This window comes from Isoptericola jiangsuensis, from assembly GCF_002563715.1.
GTDB classification, from domain to species: Bacteria; Actinomycetota; Actinomycetes; order Actinomycetales; family Cellulomonadaceae; genus Isoptericola; species Isoptericola jiangsuensis.
This window is the reverse complement of record NZ_PDJJ01000001.1, coordinates 38,305-54,015: the sequence shown is the minus strand read 5'-3', so window position 1 is coordinate 54,015 and position 15,711 is coordinate 38,305. Positions and strand designations below refer to the sequence as shown.

Genomic DNA, 15,711 nt, shown 5'->3' with positions numbered 1-15,711 from the left:
GTCGACCGATGAGCGCTGACACGACCCCCGAGAAGTCCACCGTCGCCCGTCTCGAGGAAGAGGGCGAGATCGCGGCCGACTACCTCGAGGAGCTCCTCGACATCGCCGACCTCGACGGAGACATCGACCTCGACATCAAGCACGACCGTGCCGCCGTCGAGATCGTGTCCGAGGACGCGCCCGAGCTCCTGTCGCCCCTGGTCGGGCGCGACGGCGAGGTCCTCGAGGCACTCCAGGACCTCACCCGCCTCGCCGTCCTCGCCCGCACGGGGGAGCGGAGCCGACTCATGCTGGACGTCGGCGGCTACCGGGCGGGACGCCGTTCCGAGCTGGAGTCCGTCGCGCAGGACGCCGTCGCGCGGGTCCAGGAGAGCGGCACTACCGTCTCGCTCGAGCCGATGAACGCCTTCGAGCGCAAGGTCGTGCACGACGTCGTCGCGGCTGCGGGCCTGGTCAGCGACTCCGCGGGCACCGAGCCGAACCGGCACGTCGTCATCCACCCGGCGACCGCCCACTGAACGAACCGACGCCGGCCCGCCGTCTCACCGGAGACGGCGGGCCTTCGTCTGCCGGTCCCACGGGGCCGTCGCGCTGCAGCACAGGACGCGGATGAGACAGGATGGGAACCATGGGTACGGACGAGACGATCGGGACGAGCGCCGAGGTCAAGGACTTCTTCGGTGACGCCTACGAGGCCGCGGTGCGGTTCCACGACCGACTGCGCGACGAGGGCGAGACGCGCGGACTCATCGGCCCCCGCGAGGTGGAGCGCCTGTGGGAGCGGCACCTGCTGAACTCCGCGGCTGTGGTTCCCTACCTCGGCGAGGCGCGGACCGTCGCCGACATCGGCTCCGGAGCCGGCCTCCCCGGCATCGTCATCGCGTTCATGCGACCGCAGACGCAGGTCTACCTCGTCGAGCCCATGGAACGGCGGGTCGCCTGGCTCACGGAGATCGCCGAGGACCTCGACCTGGCGAACGTCGAGGTCAAGCACGGCCGGGCCGAGGAGTACGACGGTGCGTTCGAGGTGGACGTCGTCACCTCCCGCGCCGTCGCGGCGCTGTCCAAGCTCGCGCGGATGAGCATGCCGTTGCTGCGGCGCGGCGGCGAGATGATCGTCCTCAAGGGGCGCAACGTCGACAAGGAGATCGACCCGGCGCGCAAGGTGCTGCGGTCCTTCAAGGCGGGCGAGCCCGAGATCCTCGAGGGCGCGACCGTGCCGGGCGTCGAGACGACGACCATCCTTCGGGTGCGTCGGGGCTGATCAGACGCGGCATCCGCGTCGCGGAGCGTCGATCCCTGGCCCTCTCCAGGTCGCGCACCCGGCCGCGGCGGGGCCCTGACGCGGAGTCCCCCGGGGACCTCGGGCGAGGCGTCCCACCCGGGGTCTCTCGTCGAGGGGATCGCGGAGGCGCCGCGCCGTTTCACGTGAAACAGCGCTGGTGGCGTGCGGTGGCACCCGGGGGAGTCGTAGGGGCGTCGGCGCCGGTGATGTTTCACGTGAAACAGCGCGTCGACTCGAGGCTCTGCGAGCCTGCTGTGGCGCCGCCTGACATCGAGCGCAGGGCAGCCAGTCCATCTGGCTGCCCTGGGGATCGACGGAACAGGGTGGCGACGCCGGGTGAGCCGGCCTCGGCTCGCTGTGGCAGTGGTGCGACGCATCCGCTCCGAGCGCGACGGGGCAGATCGGTGCACTGTCTCGCGGGTCGATGGGTGTTCCACGTGAAACAGGGCGCACCCAGCGTCGATCGGCTCTGGCGAGGGAGCCGCGGGGGCGGTGCCTGGGCTGCGATGTGGGCCGATGGGGTCGGATGCCGCGCTGCCCCGTTCCTGTCGAGGGGTCAGCGAGGAGGAACCGGTGCCGAACCGGCGTTCTCCCTGGTCAGCGCCGCGTGACCGCCCGCCTCGATCGCCGACACCTGACGCGTGGAGTGATGCTGGCCCGCACTGACACGCGGGGAACGCTCCAGGTCCCCGGACGCCAAGGGTGGGGCCGACAGGCGAGGAGCATGGGCTGGCGGCGTTCGAGTACTCCGTGGCCGGTCTGCCGTTTCACGTGAAACGAAGCCGTCCGTTCCCCCGGCAGTCTGATCGAGGGCCGCCCGTGCAGGATCGGAGCTTCTGGGCCTCAGGGACCACCGCAGCGCCAGGCGAACGCCGTGGTCAAAGGAATCCTCGTGGAGTCGAGCGCATCCGGGCTGTCGGACGTCCGCTCCGGCCTACGAGCCCGTAGAGTGATCGCGGCATGGAGTCGCGACGTGGAGGACACCGGTGAGCATAAGAGCGGAGCACCCGGACGTGCCGTCCGAGGGCCGATGGGCGGACACCGACGTTTCACGTGAAACGACGGGCGACGGGTGGCCCGTGCAGGAGATCCCCGCGCCTGACCCCGACGCGCAACGCAGTGCCTTGATGGATTCCGTCCCGGACATGGACGAGGAGACCCCACTGGCGGCACAGCTCGCTCTGGACGCACGCCGTCGCATCGACCTCTCAGGTCGACGGTTCCCTCGTCCTCAGCAGACCCGGATCATCACGGTGGCGAACCAGAAGGGTGGCGTCGGCAAGACGACGACGACCGTCAATGTCGCTGCCGGTCTCGCACGCGCGGGGCTCAAGGTGCTCGTGATCGACAACGACCCCCAGGGCAACGCGTCGACCGCGCTCGGCATCGATCACCGTGCCGGCACCCCGTCGATCTACGAGGTACTGGTCGACGACGCCCCGCTCGCGACGGCCGTCCAGGCCTGCCCGGACGTCGAGGGCCTGTGGGGCGTGCCCGCGACGATCGACCTCTCCGGTGCGGAGATCGAGCTGGTGTCCCTGGTGTCCCGCGAGACGCGGCTGCGCAAGGCTCTCGACATCTACTTGCGGGACCGCGTCGAGCGGGGCGAGGAGCCCATTGACTACGTGTTCGTCGACTGCCCGCCGAGCCTCGGCCTGCTGACGGTGAACGCGTTCGTCACGGGCCGCGAGGTCCTGATCCCCATCCAGTGCGAGTACTACGCGCTCGAGGGCCTCAGCCAGCTCCTCAAGACGATCGAGCTCATCAAGGCTCACCTGAACCCGGAGCTGGTCGTCTCGACGATCCTCCTGACGATGTACGACGGGCGGACGAACCTCGCCCAGCAGGTGGCCACGGAGGTGCGGACCCACTTCCCCGACCAGACGCTCCGGACCACCGTGCCACGGTCTGTGCGCATCTCCGAGGCGCCCTCGCACGGGCAGACGGTCATGACGTACGATCCTGGCTCGACCGGTGCACTGGCCTATCTCGAGGCCGCGCGGGAGCTGGCGGAGCATGCCGTTCAACGCGCTGACCTGCAGTGACGCGCGTAGCATCGTGAACAGGGTGACGAACGGCGAGGTGTGCTCACCGCGTCGGAAGAGCGAGGTCGGCGGGTTCGGACGTCCCGTCGACGACCAGGAGGCCGGGGGATCATGAGCCAGAAGAAGCGCGGTCTGGGTCGCGGGCTGGGCGCCCTCATCCCGCAGGGACCGCCTCAGGAGAAGCCGGTCGACGTGTTCTTCCCGTCGTCCGGCCCGTCGCCGTCGACGTCGGTCGCGGCGGCTGACGAGGACGCGACGACACGGGACGGCGCCTCGACCGACTCGGCGACCAGTGCCAGTCGGGGGGACCGGAGGACGGCGACCTGGGACTCGGCGATCGCCGGCGGTCGCCTGGCGATCAACAGTCAGGCACGCGGGGGAGCGGACGCCGGGATAGACCCGCTGTCGGAGCTGGCCGGTCTGGCCTCGCGACTGGAGTCGGAGGCCTCGGAGTCCGATGCCATCCAGGAGCTCGGAGTCGTCACGACCGTCCTGGTGGCCGAGCACGACGCGCCCGACGATCTTGCCGCCGCCACGGCCACGGGAGAGATGCCGGCGGTCAGCAGCTCCGCATCGGCGGTCGCTGCCCCGGTGGCTGACGACGACCTCGTTCCCGTACCTGGTGCGCGGTTCGCCGAGCTGCCGGTGCTGGCGATCCGACCCAACGCGCGCCAGCCCCGCACGGTGTTCGACGAGGGCGACCTCGACGAGCTGGTCGACTCCATCTCGCAGATCGGCGTGCTCCAGCCGATCATCGTGCGTCCCGACCTCGACGGCGACGGCAGCTACGAGCTCATCATGGGCGAGCGGCGCTGGCGCGCCGCCCAGGCGGCAGGCCTCGAAGTCATCCCGGCGATCGTGCGGGAGACCGAGGACTCGCAGATGCTGCGGGACGCGCTGCTCGAGAACCTGCACCGCGCCGCGCTGAACCCCCTGGAGGAGGCGGCCGCCTACCGCCAGCTGCTCGACGACTTCGGGTGCACCCACGAAGAGCTGGCGGTACGCATCGCCCGTTCCCGTCCCCAGATCTCGAACACCTTGCGTCTGCTGAAGCTGCCGCCGCTGGTCCAGCGACGTGTCGCGGCCGGCGTGCTGTCCGCGGGGCATGCTCGCGCGCTCCTCGGCCTGTCGGACGGCGCGGAGATCGAGCGCCTCGCCCAGCGCATCGTTTCCGAGGGCCTGTCGGTGCGTGCGACCGAGGAGATCGTCACCCTCATGGCCGACGGAGGGGCGGAGAAGCCGGCGCGGCGGTCTCCGCGTGCCGGCCAGCGCAGCGAGGCGATGACGGAGCTGGCCACCCGCCTGTCCGACCGCTTCGAGACGCGCGTCAAGGTGGACCTCGGGAAGACCAAGGGCCGCATGACCGTGGAGTTCGCCTCGGTCGAGGACCTCAACCGGATCCTGGCGGTGATGGCCCCGGAGGATCCCGGCCTGCTCAAGCCCTGACGGCTCCTGACGGTCGAGGCCCCGCTGTTTCACGTGAAACAGCGGGGCCTCGTGCGTGGTGGCGGTCGAGGGCTCACCAGCGCGTGGACGGCGGGAGCGAGAGGCGCGGTGCTCGATGCGTGCCCGGGGCGCAGTCTGCGCGCGCTCGGTGCGGAGGCCGAGCGTCGATGCGACGACCGCAGGGTTGGGCGCGGACGACAGGGCCGCACGCCACCGGTGAGATCCGGACGGTCATGAGGGCCATCACGTGCCGTGACCTGCCCGGACATGCCGACCAGTGCCTGGAGTCGGTGCCTCGTGACGGTGACCGTGGGCAGCGCGGCGACCTGCCCGGACTCGCAGATCAGCGCCTGCAGTCGGTGCCTCGTCACGACGAACCGTGGGCAGCGCGGCGACCTGTGATGTCTCGCAGCCCTGAGACGTACGCAGGCGCGTGCGGGGCGATGCCTCGGGCTGACGTGCGGTGCAGCGTGGGGGTAGGGGCCAGCATGGAGCGAGGTGCGGGGCTCTGGAACGGCCCGGCGCAGGATACGGGGGGCCGGGGCGGTGAACCAGACCGGGCAAGGGAACGCCATCACGATGGCCCGCACCGACAGCCCGACGCCATGGGCGGCCGATGCCCCGCACCGACACCCCGGCCGAGGTGAGCGGCGACGCCCGCCCCGCGACGGCAAGGCTCCCGTGGTTCACGGGCACCTGCGGGAAGCCGGGACGGTCTGGCAACAGCTTGGGCGCCCACCTGTTCCGGCTTGTCGGACATGACGGCTCCAGTGCACACCGCCATGTTTCACGTGAAACAGGCACCGGACGCTCCGACATCGCGTCACTCGTCGACGCGTCCCTGACCACGCTCGGCGTCGACCTGCGCGCCCTCGGGCGCGCCGCCGTCGGCCAACTCGCCGCTGCCGCCCCCGGCAGCGCCGCCTCCGGCAGCGCCGCGCCACACCCCAGCTACGTCACTGCTCGGCTCGCGCACGCGCTCCTGCCTCACGTGAGGCGTGGAGACGTGGGCCGTGGGCCGTGGGCCGTGGGCCGTGGGCCGCGAGGCGTGGGCCGCGAGGCGTGGGCCGCGAGGCGTGGGCCGCGAGGCGTGAGGCAAGGGCCACGAGGCGCGAGGCGTGAGGCGTGGGCCGCCGGGACGCGGAACGCGGAGGCGGCACCGCAATTGGCTGCGCGGTGCGGCGTGAGCCCGGATCGCATCAACCGCGAGCCCTGGGCACCCCGTGTCCACGAAGGCCCGGTGTCGGCAGGAGGGGAACACCAGCCGGGCGCGGCAACACCCCGGAGCGACGACGCACACTCCCGCGCGAGGACGTCACCAGGAACGCCGAAGGCCGCCCTCCCGAGGGAGAGCGGCCTTCGTGGGGGCGGGTCGGTCAGGACGCGAGGACCTGGTCGATCTCCTCGGCGAGCGCGCGCTTGGGGCGCGCGCCGATGATCGACTTCACGATCTCGCCGCCGGAGTAGACGTTGAGCGTGGGGATCGAGGTGATGCCGTAGGCCATGGTGGTGGCCTGGTTGGCGTCGGTGTCGAGCTTGACGATCTTGACCTTGCCCTCGTACTCCTCGGAGAGCTCCTCGAGGATGGGGGCGACCATGCGGCACGGGCCGCACCAGGTGGCCCAGAAGTCCACCAGGACGGGGACGTCCGACTCGAGGACCTCGGTCTTGAAGGTGTCGTCGGTGACGGCGACGGTGGCCATGTGGGGCTCCTTCGGTGGTGGGTGGGAGGTCGGTCAGCCGGCGACGGCGTCGAGGGCGGCCGGGAGCTCCTCGGGCGCGGCCTCGTCCTGGCCGGCGATCTCGGAGAGGAAGGACTGGGCGTCGAGGGCGGCGGCGCAGCCGGAGCCGGCGGCGGTGATGGCCTGACGGTAGGTGTGGTCGACGAGGTCGCCGCAGGCGAAGACGCCGCGCAGGTTGGTGCGCGTGGACCGGCCTTCGACGAGGACGTAGCCCTCGTCGTCGAGGTCGATCTGGCCTCGGAGGAGCTCGCTGCGCGGGTCGTGGCCGATGGCGACGAACAGGCCGGTGGCGTCGAGGTGCGTCTCCTCGCCGGTGACGGTGTTCTGGAGGCGCAGGCCGGTGACCTTGTCCTCGCCCTCGATGCCGACGACGGCGCTGTTCCAGGCGAACTCGATCTTCTCGTTCGCGGTGGCGCGGTCGGCCATGATCTTGGAGGCGCGCAGGGAGTCGCGGCGGTGCACGACGGTCACCTTGGACGCGAACCGCGTGAGGAAGGTGGCTTCCTCCATCGCGGAGTCGCCGCCGCCCACGACGACGATGTGCTGGTCGCGGAAGAAGAACCCGTCGCAGGTGGCGCACCACGAGACGCCGCGGCCGGAGAGGCGCTTCTCGTCGTCGAGGCCGAGCTCGCGGTAGGCGGAGCCGGTGGCGAGGATGACGGCGCGGGCGCGGAAGGTCTCGCCGCTGCCGGTGACGATCGTCTTGACGTCACCGTCCAGCTCGAGGGTCTCGGCGTCGTCCCACAGGACCTTGGCGTCGAACTTCTCGGCCTGCTCCCGCAGCTGCTCCATGAGCTCGGGGCCCTGGACGCCGCCGGGGAAGCCGGGGAAGTTCTCGACCTCGGTGGTGTTCATGAGCGCACCGCCGGCGGTGACGGAGCCCGCGATGACGACGGGCGCCAGGCCGGCTCGTGCCGCGTAGATCGCCGCGGTGTATCCGGCGGGGCCGGATCCCACGATGACGATGTCGTGCGTCGGGGTCGAGGTCGACTGGTCGGTCACGTTCGCTCCAGGTGGTCGGTCATGGTCCGGCGCCGGGACGGGGTCCCGGGCTCGCCAGGGTTGTCAACACACCGGCGTCGCCGTGTGTTCCGGGGTCAGGACAGGGTGATCTCGTTGAGCTCGAGGCGGTAGTCGCCGTCGGTCGTGGGGAGCTCGGTGATCCACAGGACCATGTCGCCGAGGATGACGGGCTCGTCGAGCTTGATGGCCGTCTCGGACTCGAAGGAGCCCTCGGCGAGGAGGTCGCCGCCGGACGGGTCGTCCGCGTCGGTGTTCCGGAGCTCCCAGTGGCCGCCGTCGCTGTTGGTGAGCAGGTCGACGCGGGAGACGGGGGCGTTCTCGCGGAGCCGGATCTCGTAGCCGAGGCCCTGCTTGTACCCGCCGAAGACGGGGTTGTTGCGGTAGGTGTACGTGTACCAGAACGTCGACGGGTCGGAGTCGTACGCGAGCTCGGCGGCCTCGGGCTTGTCGGCCTCGCCCTCGAGCGCGACGACGGCACCGGTGTCGATGATGGGCCGCACCTCGGGGGTCTCCTCCTCGGTCGGGGTGGCCTCGCTGCCCTCGGTGGCGCCGTCGGTGGGGGCGGCGCTCTCGGAGGTCTCGGCGACGGGCGGCGGCGCGTCGAACGGGCGGACGGCCTGCCCGACGGCCCAGACGGCCGCGATGACGACGAGGACGAGGATGATGCCGAGCACGATGGGGGTCGGGTTGACGCCGCGCCGCTTGGGGGCGGCGGTGGACGCGAACGACCCGGTGGTGGGGCTGCCGGAGGACGGGGGCGCGGGCGGGGCGCCGTAGCCGCCGGGCGGGGCGGGCACGGGGGCGTGCTGCTGGCCCTGGACCGGCTGGGCGGCGTAGGCCGGCTGCGGGGCGGGCTGCTGCCCGTACGGGGCGGGCGCGGGCGGCGCGGTGGGCGGCGTGCCGTAGCCCGCGGGGGAGTAGGCGGCGGTGGGTGCGGCCTGCCCGTAGGCGGCGCCGGCGACGGCTCCGACGGCCCCGGCGCGGGCGATGCGGCCCGTGGTGGACGGGCGGCGCACGGGCGGGGCGGGCGGCGGGGTGCCGGGTCGGCTCTCGCCGGTGCTGCCGGTCCCGAGGACGGAGGCGCGCACGGGTCGGTCCGGCGTCGGCTGGACGAACTGGGGCAGAGCGGCCATGACGGACACCTGTCCCCAGGGCTCGAGGGCCGCGATGACGTCGCCGGGGCCTGCGGGGACGTCGTCGCCGGCGCCGAACGTCCGGCGGGCGAGGGCGTCGAGCTCGGGGTCGACGTGCGGGACGAGGGACGACAGGGGCACGGCGCCGTCGGCGTCGCCCTGGGCGGGCAGCGGGCGGACGGCGTCCGTCGCGATCCAGGGGTTGTCGAGCGGCTCGCCGGGCCAGCGGGCCGTGAGCGCGTAGTAGCCGAGCGCGACGAGGCCGCGCGCGTCGGTCGCCCCGGCGTCGACGTCGGACGCCTCGACGCCCGCCAGGCCGGCGTCGATGCCGAGCCCGGTGACGACGACCCGGTGCCCGTCCACCCGGACGGCCTCGGGGCGCAGGGCGAGGTGGTGCACGCCGCGCTGGCGGGCGGCCTCGAGCGCGGTGGCGGCCTCGCCGACGAGGGCGCGTGCCTGCTGGGCGTCGACGAGTCCGCGGGACACGATCTGGGTGAGGGACTCGCCGGCGTAGGGCTCGGTGATGACGTAGGACTTCTCGCCGTCGCCGAGGTCGGTGCTGCCGACGTCGAGCACACGGCAGAGCCGGGGGTCGGCGACGAGGGCTGCGCGGCGGGCGGCGTCCATGGCGGCCGGGGCGTTCGGGCCGGTCACGAAAGTGACGCGGACGCCGCGGTCGAGGATCTGGTCCTGCGCCTCCCAGGCTTCCGCCTCGGCGAGATCGGTCGCGGCGGGGCGGGTCAGCCGGTAACGGTCGACCATGACGGTCCCGGGCTGGACGTTGCTCACCTGGACGCCTCCGTGGTGGTGTGGTGGGGGTGTGGACCCTGGCCGGACCAGCGGGTGTGCCGCTCCATCGGTCCATGGTAGGGGGAAGTGCTCACGACGAGGCCCGTCATGACGCGCCCCGACGAACCCTGCGCAGGATCGGCGCAAGTGCGTCGTCGAGCTCGCGCACGCGGAGCAGCTTGAGCAGGCCGAGGTAGGTGACCGCCATGACGGTCCCCGCGACGGCGGTGACGAGCAGGGCCCACGTCCAGGACGCGTCCTCGGTCCAGCCGAGGAGCTCGACGGCGAGCCAGCCGAGCCCGGCGGCGACGAGCGCGGACAGCGCGGCGCGCCCGTAGAGGGACAGCACGCGGGCGCCGTCCATGCCCTGGAGCTTGCGGCTCATGCCACGCACGCGCAGCAGCAGGGAGATCCAGGTGGACAGGGCGAACGCGCCGCCGGCGGCGACGGCCCAGTACTCGACGGGCAGGGTCTCGACGGCGATCCACAGGGCGACGACCATCGACACGGTGGCGAAGATCTGGATGACGAAGACGCTGCGCCCGTCCTCGAACGCGAAGTACATGCGGCGCACGAGGACGGTGGCGCCGAGCGCGATGCAGCCGACGGCCATGGCCTGCAGGATGGGCGCGATGGCGGCGACGGCGAGCCCGGACGCGGTCGGCACGAGGGTCTTGACCAGCGGGTGCGCCAGGGTGATGAGCGCGGCGGCGGAGAACACGGAGAACACGCCGGCGGAGCGGAGCCCGATCGACATGTCGCGGCGCACGGCGGGCAGGTCGCCGGCGGTGACGGCGGCGCTCATGCGCGGGAACAGGACGGTGACGATGGAGACGACGACGAGGGAGTGGGGCAGCAGGTAGATCGTCATCGCGTTGGTGTACGCGGCGTTGCCGGCGAGGGCGGTGTCGGCGTCGGCGCCGGTCTGGCCGGCGGCGCCGAGCACGTTGGTCAGGTAGATGACGCCGAGCTGTTCGAGCACGACGGCGCCGATGGTCCAGCCGACGACCTTGCCGGCGGAGCGCAGCCCGATGCCGCGGAGCCCGAGCCGGAAGCCCCAGCGGAAGCCGGCGCGGCGCAGCGGGAGGATGAGCAGCAGCGCCTGCGCGGCGATCCCGAGCGTCGCGGTGCCGGCCAGGAGCAGCGTCTGCGTGGTGGTCCACGACGACAGGTCGGTGATGCCCGCGGCGGGCGCGTCGCCGAACAGCACGAGGAACACGCCGAACCCGATCAGGGAGACGACGTTGTTCGCCACGGGCGCCCACCCGTAGGCGGCGAACCGGCCGTGCGCGCTGAGCACCTGCCCGAGCAGGGTGTACAGGCCGTAGAAGAACACCTGCGGGAGGCACCAGTAGGCGAACACGACGGCGAGCTCGCGTGCCTCGGGCGTCCAGGCGGGGCTGAGGGTCATGAGGTGCACGACGACCGGCGCGGCGGCGACCAGGACGATCGTGCCCGACAGCAGGCCGAGCCCGGAGATGGAGAGCAGCTTGTCGAGCCGTTCGCGGGCGTTGTGCGCCTGCATCGACTTGAGGATCTGCGGCACGAGCACCGCCTGGAGGACGCCGGCGGAGATCAGCGCGAACAGCATGTTGGGCAGCTTGTTCGCGATGTCGAACGCGTCGGCGACCGTGCCCGTGGCCCCCACGCACGCGACGAGCAGCATGGTGCGCACGAGGCCGGACGCGCGGGACGCCGTGGTGCCGAGCGACATCGCGAGGGACCCGCGACCGAGGCTGGCGCGTCGGACGCCCGCGCCGCCGGTGCTGCTCCCGGCGGCGGGCGACCCGGTGTCGTCGGGCGACGGCCCGCCGGAGTTCGGCACGGGCGGCTCGGCGGTCATGGTGCGCGGTCCTCCGGGTGGTCGTCGGTGGGGATGGTGTGCTGCGGTCCGGTGGGGACGGCGGCCTCGGTGACCTGCTCGCCGGTGGTGCGGCGGTCGGAGCGACCGCGGCGCACGGTGCGCCAGATGCCGGCGACGAACAGCAGGCCGACGCCGCCCGCGATGACGGCGGTCCCGACGGTCTCCCACCCGGCGCGCACCTTGACGGTGAGCTCGGTGGGGTCGGTGACGGCGACGCCGCTGGGCGCGAGGACCTCGACGGCGAGCGTGACGTCGCCGGAGCCGATGGCGCGGACCCGCACCTCGGCGTCGCGGGAGGTGCCGGCGGCCACGACGGTCGTCGGGCTGGTCTCGACGACGAGGCGCGGGTCGTCGGGCGTGAGCCGGACGGTGACGGTCGCGTCGACGGGCAGGTCGTTGCGGATGCGCACGGGCAGGTTCCCGGCGTCGCTGATGAGGGTGACGTCGGCGCGGTCGGCGACGGCGATGCCGTCCTGGATCTGGTCGGCCTGGGCGGTGGCGAGGCCGACGGCGCTGGCGCGGGCGTCGGGGTCGGTGCGGAACGCGACGGACAGCGGGGCGGCGAGGTCGCGGTGGGCGGAGCCGGTGAGCGCGGCGGGGTCGTCGGCGACGGTCGCGAAGGCGTCGAGGCCGGCGCGGGTCGTGACGACGTCCGTCACGGAGGCGGGGTCGAGCTCGGCGTCGGAGACGGCGTCCCGGTCGACCGCGTAGGTGGTGCCGGGCTCGGTGTCGACGAGCCGGCTGAAGGGGGAGACGTCCACCCAGTCCTGCGCGGCGAGGGTCGACAGCACGGTGTCGAACGCCTCGACGTCGGGCGCCCAGCCGCGGGGGAGGGTCGCGACGACGTCGACGTCGGCGGCCGACGAGCCGGCCTGGGTGGCGAGCACGGCCGTGTCGGCGAGGAGGTGCTGGAGCAGCTCGGGTGTCGAGCTGTCGGTGGACGTCCCGGCCACCAGGGCGCTGAGGGTCTCGTCCGCGACGACGACGGGCACGTCGTCGCCGCCGGCGGCGGCGGTGCCGACCGCGGAGGGGACGGTGCTGGCCGGGGCGCGGGCGCCGGACTCGACGACGACGTGCTGCGCACCGCTCGCGGTGGCCGCGACGAGCGTGGGCCGGTCGGGGGTGCCGACGGGCCAGGCGACGCGCGTGTCCCAGGTGTCGGGCGGGGTCCAGTCGGTGTCGAGCACGTCGAGGTCGGTGAGGTCGGCGACGGCCGCGGCATCGACGTCGGCGTGCGCGAGGGCCGCGAGGTCCGTGTCGAACGGGGGCAGGAGGGTGACGTCGGCGCCACCGGCCCGCTGGAGGCGGTCGGCCCAGGTGTTCGCCGCGGTGTCGGTGCTGGTGGCGGCGGCCGCGACGACGGCGGGGTCGACGGCGAGCGACAGCGGCGCGCTGCCGTTCGTGGCGGCGTCGAGGAGGCGTCCGGCGGTCGCCCCGTCGGCGGTGCTGTCGGCGACGGCGTCGACGTACTCGTCGGGCGCGGCGGGGTCGAGCGCGGGACCCGTGAGGGGGGCGACGACGGCGAGCCCGACCGCGTCCGGCGCGGTCCGCCCCGCCCGGCGGGTGCCGCCGTCCGGGTCGTAGAGGAGGAAGGAGTGCAGGACGGCGCGGGTGCCGGTGGCGTCGGACACGCGGACCGACATCTCGCGAGGTCCCCACTCGGCGTCGGCGCCGAGCTGGAGGGAGCGGACGTCGAGCTCGAACGTGACGTCGGTGGACGTGCCGGGAGCCAGGTCGTCGAGGGGGAGGTCGAGCTGGCCGGTGGCGACCCCGCGACCGCCGTCCGTCCACGCGGCGACGTCGGCGCGGCTCGCCACGACGCGCCACCCGACGCCGAGCTCGGCGCGCAGGCCGGTGACCGTCCCGGTGCCGGGGTTGGTGACGCGGGCGGTGACCCGCTGGGTGCCGGCGGGGCCGACGACCGTCGGCGCGACCGCGACGAGCTCCACGGTGACGTCGCCGTCGGCGGCGCGGGCGGGGGCGACGGGCGTGCCGACCAGCAGCGCGAGCAGCAGGAGCAGGACGGGCGCGACGGCCAGGGCGCCGGGCAGCGACCCGGCCGGACGGGAGGGGTTCACGCGGGCACGCTCACTCGACGAGGTCCGGGGTCCGGCCGATGACCTGCAGCGCGGTGGCGGCGAGGCGCTGCTCGTTCGGGTAGGCGAGGAGCTCGGGGAGGTCGACGAGCGGCACCCAGCGGGCGTCCTCGGCCTCCCCGTCGGGATCCCCGGCGGCGGTGATGGTGCCGCCCTCGGCACGCAGCAGGAAGTGGTGCACGACCTTGTGGACGCGGCGGTCGTCGCCGCTGAACCAGTAGTCGATGACACCGAGCGTGGTGCGCACGGACCCGATGATGCCGGTCTCCTCGTGGATCTCGCGGACGGCGGCCTCCGCGGGCGTCTCGCGCCCCTCGAGGTGGCCCTTCGGCAGGCACATCTCCAGCCGGCCCGCCCGGTTGCGCCGCAGGATGACGGCGGCACGCGGTCCGGAGCGGTGCGGGTCGACGACGAGCCCGCCGGCGGAGGTCTCGTCGACCACGGGCAGCTGACCGGCGGGGACGCCGGCGGCCGGACCGACGGCGCCGGTCGCGAGACGGGCGGGGTCGACGCGCAGAGGGTGCCCCCCGGGTGGGACGGGCACCGGCACGGACGGGCGCCCCTCGGGGGCCCCTGGTGCCGGTACCGCGGATGACATGGGCCCACCCTACCGAGTTCACCCGCTCCGCCGGACGACCCCGGACGGGGCCGGGCCGACCACGTGCCGCGGCGGCGGTGCAGGTCGCGGGCCGTGCCGCCCGACGGTCGGGCACCGCGGGGCGTGCCGGTGCGCACCCGGGTCGGGTATCTGGGAGGATGGGACGTCGTGTCGACTGCTGAACCTCTGCCCCCCGCGGCCCTGCTGCGCCGCGCGCTCGGCGTGCTCACCGAGATGGCGCCCGCCGCGATCGAGCTGGGCGAGGTGTTCACCGCCGCCGGGCACGAGCTGGCCCTCGTGGGCGGTCCGGTGCGCGACGCGTTCCTGGGCCGCGCGAGCGCCGACCTCGACTTCGCGACCTCCGCCTCCCCGGACGAGACGCAGCGCCTGCTCGCGCGGTGGGGCGACGCGCACTGGGACATCGGCAAGGAGTTCGGCACCATCGGCGCGCGCCGGTTCGGCCGCGACGGCGCGGACGACGTCGTCGTCGAGGTGACGACGTACCGCACCGACGAGTACGACCCGTCGTCCCGCAAGCCGGTGGTCGCGTTCGGCGACACCCTCGACGGTGACCTGTCGCGGCGTGACTTCACGGTGAACGCGATGGCGGTGCGCCTGCCGGACCTCACGTTCGTCGACCCGTTCGGCGGTCTCACCGACCTCGCGGCAGGTGTGCTGCGCACGCCGATCGAGCCGGAGCGGTCGTTCGACGACGACCCGCTGCGGATGCTGCGTGCCGCCCGGTTCGCCGCCCAGCTCGGTTTCTCGGTCGAGGACGCCACCCGGGCCGCGATCGAGCAGATGGCGTCGCGCCTCGACATCGTGTCCGCGGAGCGCGTGCAGGCCGAGCTGACGAAGCTGCTGTGCGCGGCGTCGCCCCGCGAGGGTTTGCGCGTGCTCGTGGACACCGGCATGGCCGACCAGGTGCTGCCCGAGCTGCCGGCGCTGCGCCTGGAGATCGACGAGCACCACCGCCACAAGGACGTCTACGAGCACTCCCTCATCGTGCTGGACCAGGCGATCGCGCAGGAGACGGGTCCCGACGGCGCGGTGCCCGCTCCGGACCTCGTGCTGCGGCTCGCGGCGCTGCTGCACGACATCGGCAAGCCGGCCACGCGCCGGTTCGAGCCGGGCGGCGGCGTGAGCTTCCACCACCACGAGGTCGTGGGCGCCAAGCTGGTGGCGAAGCGGCTGCGCGCCCTGAAGTTCGAGAAGCACGTCGTCAAGGACGTGGCGCGCCTCGTGGAGCTGCACCTGCGGTTCCACGGCTACGGCGACGGCGCGTGGACCGACTCGGCGGTGCGTCGCTACGTCACCGACGCGGGGCCGCTGCTGGAGCGCCTGCACCGCCTGACCCGCGCCGACTGCACCACCCGCAACAAGCGCAAGGCGAAGGGCCTCTCGGACGCCTACACCGACCTCGAGCAGCGCATCGCCCAGCTCCGTGAGCAGGAGGAGATCGACGCGATCCGTCCCGACCTCGACGGGACGCAGATCATGGCGGTCCTCGGCATCGCACCCGGCCGGCAGGTCGGCGAGGCCTACCAGCACCTGCTGGCCCTGCGCATGGAGCACGGCCCGCTGGGCGAGGAGCGCGCCGCCGACGAGCTGCGCGCCTGGTGGGGGGCTCGTCAGGGCTGACCCGCGGGCCTAGGGTTGCCCCGGGCGCCCGCGGTGGAGCGGGCGCAGG

Annotated in this window: 11 protein-coding genes; 5 read left to right on the top strand and 6 right to left on the bottom strand. The window is 73.4% G+C overall.

The window, feature by feature from the left end:
• Positions 1–8 precede the first annotated feature (8 nt).
• From ATJ88_RS00215 to ATJ88_RS00200, 4 genes are all read left to right on the top strand, one after another.
• Complete coding sequence (locus tag ATJ88_RS00215; RefSeq protein WP_098461866.1) at positions 9–518, top strand: Jag family protein; 510 nt, start codon at positions 9–11, stop codon at positions 516–518.
• Positions 519–628: 110 nt separating this feature from the next.
• The gene (gene rsmG, locus ATJ88_RS00210; RefSeq protein ID WP_245852018.1) at positions 629–1,264 is read left to right on the top strand and encodes a 16S rRNA (guanine(527)-N(7))-methyltransferase RsmG; all 636 of its coding nucleotides are present in this window, start codon (positions 629–631) and stop codon (positions 1,262–1,264) included.
• Positions 1,265–2,298: 1,034 nt separating this feature from the next.
• Entirely contained in the window at positions 2,299–3,330 is a 1,032-nt protein-coding gene (locus tag ATJ88_RS00205; RefSeq protein ID WP_425432638.1) for a ParA family protein, read from the top strand.
• Positions 3,331–3,441: 111 nt separating this feature from the next.
• Positions 3,442–4,776: a ParB/RepB/Spo0J family partition protein gene (locus tag ATJ88_RS00200; RefSeq protein WP_098461857.1), complete on the top strand. Its 1,335-nt coding sequence runs from the start codon at positions 3,442–3,444 to the stop codon at positions 4,774–4,776.
• 1,376 nt (positions 4,777–6,152) lie between these two features.
• On the opposite strand, the gene trxA is transcribed toward ATJ88_RS00200, so the two are convergent.
• From trxA to ATJ88_RS00170, 6 genes are all read right to left on the bottom strand, one after another.
• Positions 6,153–6,479, bottom strand: a complete 327-nt coding sequence (trxA, locus tag ATJ88_RS00195) for a thioredoxin (RefSeq protein ID WP_098461855.1) — start codon at positions 6,477–6,479, stop codon at positions 6,153–6,155.
• 33 nt (positions 6,480–6,512) lie between these two features.
• Positions 6,513–7,520 (bottom strand): thioredoxin-disulfide reductase, encoded by a 1,008-nt coding sequence (gene trxB / locus ATJ88_RS00190; RefSeq protein WP_098461854.1) that lies wholly within the window; start codon positions 7,518–7,520, stop codon positions 6,513–6,515.
• 95 nt (positions 7,521–7,615) lie between these two features.
• Positions 7,616–9,463 carry a protein kinase family protein gene (locus tag ATJ88_RS00185; RefSeq protein WP_098461852.1) on the bottom strand — a complete coding sequence of 616 codons (1,848 nt, stop codon included), beginning with the start codon at positions 9,461–9,463 and terminating at the stop codon, positions 7,616–7,618.
• Between the two features lie 106 nt (positions 9,464–9,569).
• A complete protein-coding gene (gene murJ, locus ATJ88_RS00180; protein WP_098461851.1) occupies positions 9,570–11,306 on the bottom strand; it encodes a murein biosynthesis integral membrane protein MurJ in 1,737 nt (578 codons plus the stop codon).
• Entirely contained in the window at positions 11,303–13,405 is a 2,103-nt protein-coding gene (locus tag ATJ88_RS00175; RefSeq protein ID WP_098461849.1) for a DUF6049 family protein, read from the bottom strand. Before ATJ88_RS00175 ends, murJ begins: the two co-directional genes overlap by 4 nt.
• 10 nt (positions 13,406–13,415) lie before the next feature.
• A complete protein-coding gene (locus ATJ88_RS00170) occupies positions 13,416–14,021 on the bottom strand; it encodes an NUDIX hydrolase (RefSeq protein ID WP_098461847.1) in 606 nt (201 codons plus the stop codon).
• A 168-nt stretch (positions 14,022–14,189) separates the two neighbouring features.
• Here ATJ88_RS00170 and ATJ88_RS00165 point away from each other — a divergent pair, with 168 nt between their 5' ends.
• On the top strand, positions 14,190–15,662 hold the full coding sequence (locus ATJ88_RS00165) for a CCA tRNA nucleotidyltransferase (RefSeq protein ID WP_425432637.1): 1,473 nt from the start codon (positions 14,190–14,192) through the stop codon (positions 15,660–15,662).
• The last annotated feature ends 49 nt before the right edge of the window (positions 15,663–15,711 follow it).

What these genes read in the sequence shown, in the direction of transcription:
- ATJ88_RS00215 (WP_098461866.1), top strand. Translation starts at nt 9, where the DNA reads ATGAGCGCTGACACGACCCCCGAGAAGTCCACCGTCGCCCGTCTCGAG.
- murJ (WP_098461851.1), bottom strand. Translation starts at nt 11,306, where the DNA reads ATGACCGCCGAGCCGCCCGTGCCGAACTCCGGCGGGCCGTCGCCCGAC.
- ATJ88_RS00170 (WP_098461847.1), bottom strand. Translation starts at nt 14,021, where the DNA reads ATGTCATCCGCGGTACCGGCACCAGGGGCCCCCGAGGGGCGCCCGTCC.
- rsmG (WP_245852018.1), top strand. Translation starts at nt 629, where the DNA reads ATGGGTACGGACGAGACGATCGGGACGAGCGCCGAGGTCAAGGACTTC.
- trxA (WP_098461855.1), bottom strand. Translation starts at nt 6,479, where the DNA reads ATGGCCACCGTCGCCGTCACCGACGACACCTTCAAGACCGAGGTCCTC.
- ATJ88_RS00200 (WP_098461857.1), top strand. Translation starts at nt 3,442, where the DNA reads ATGAGCCAGAAGAAGCGCGGTCTGGGTCGCGGGCTGGGCGCCCTCATC.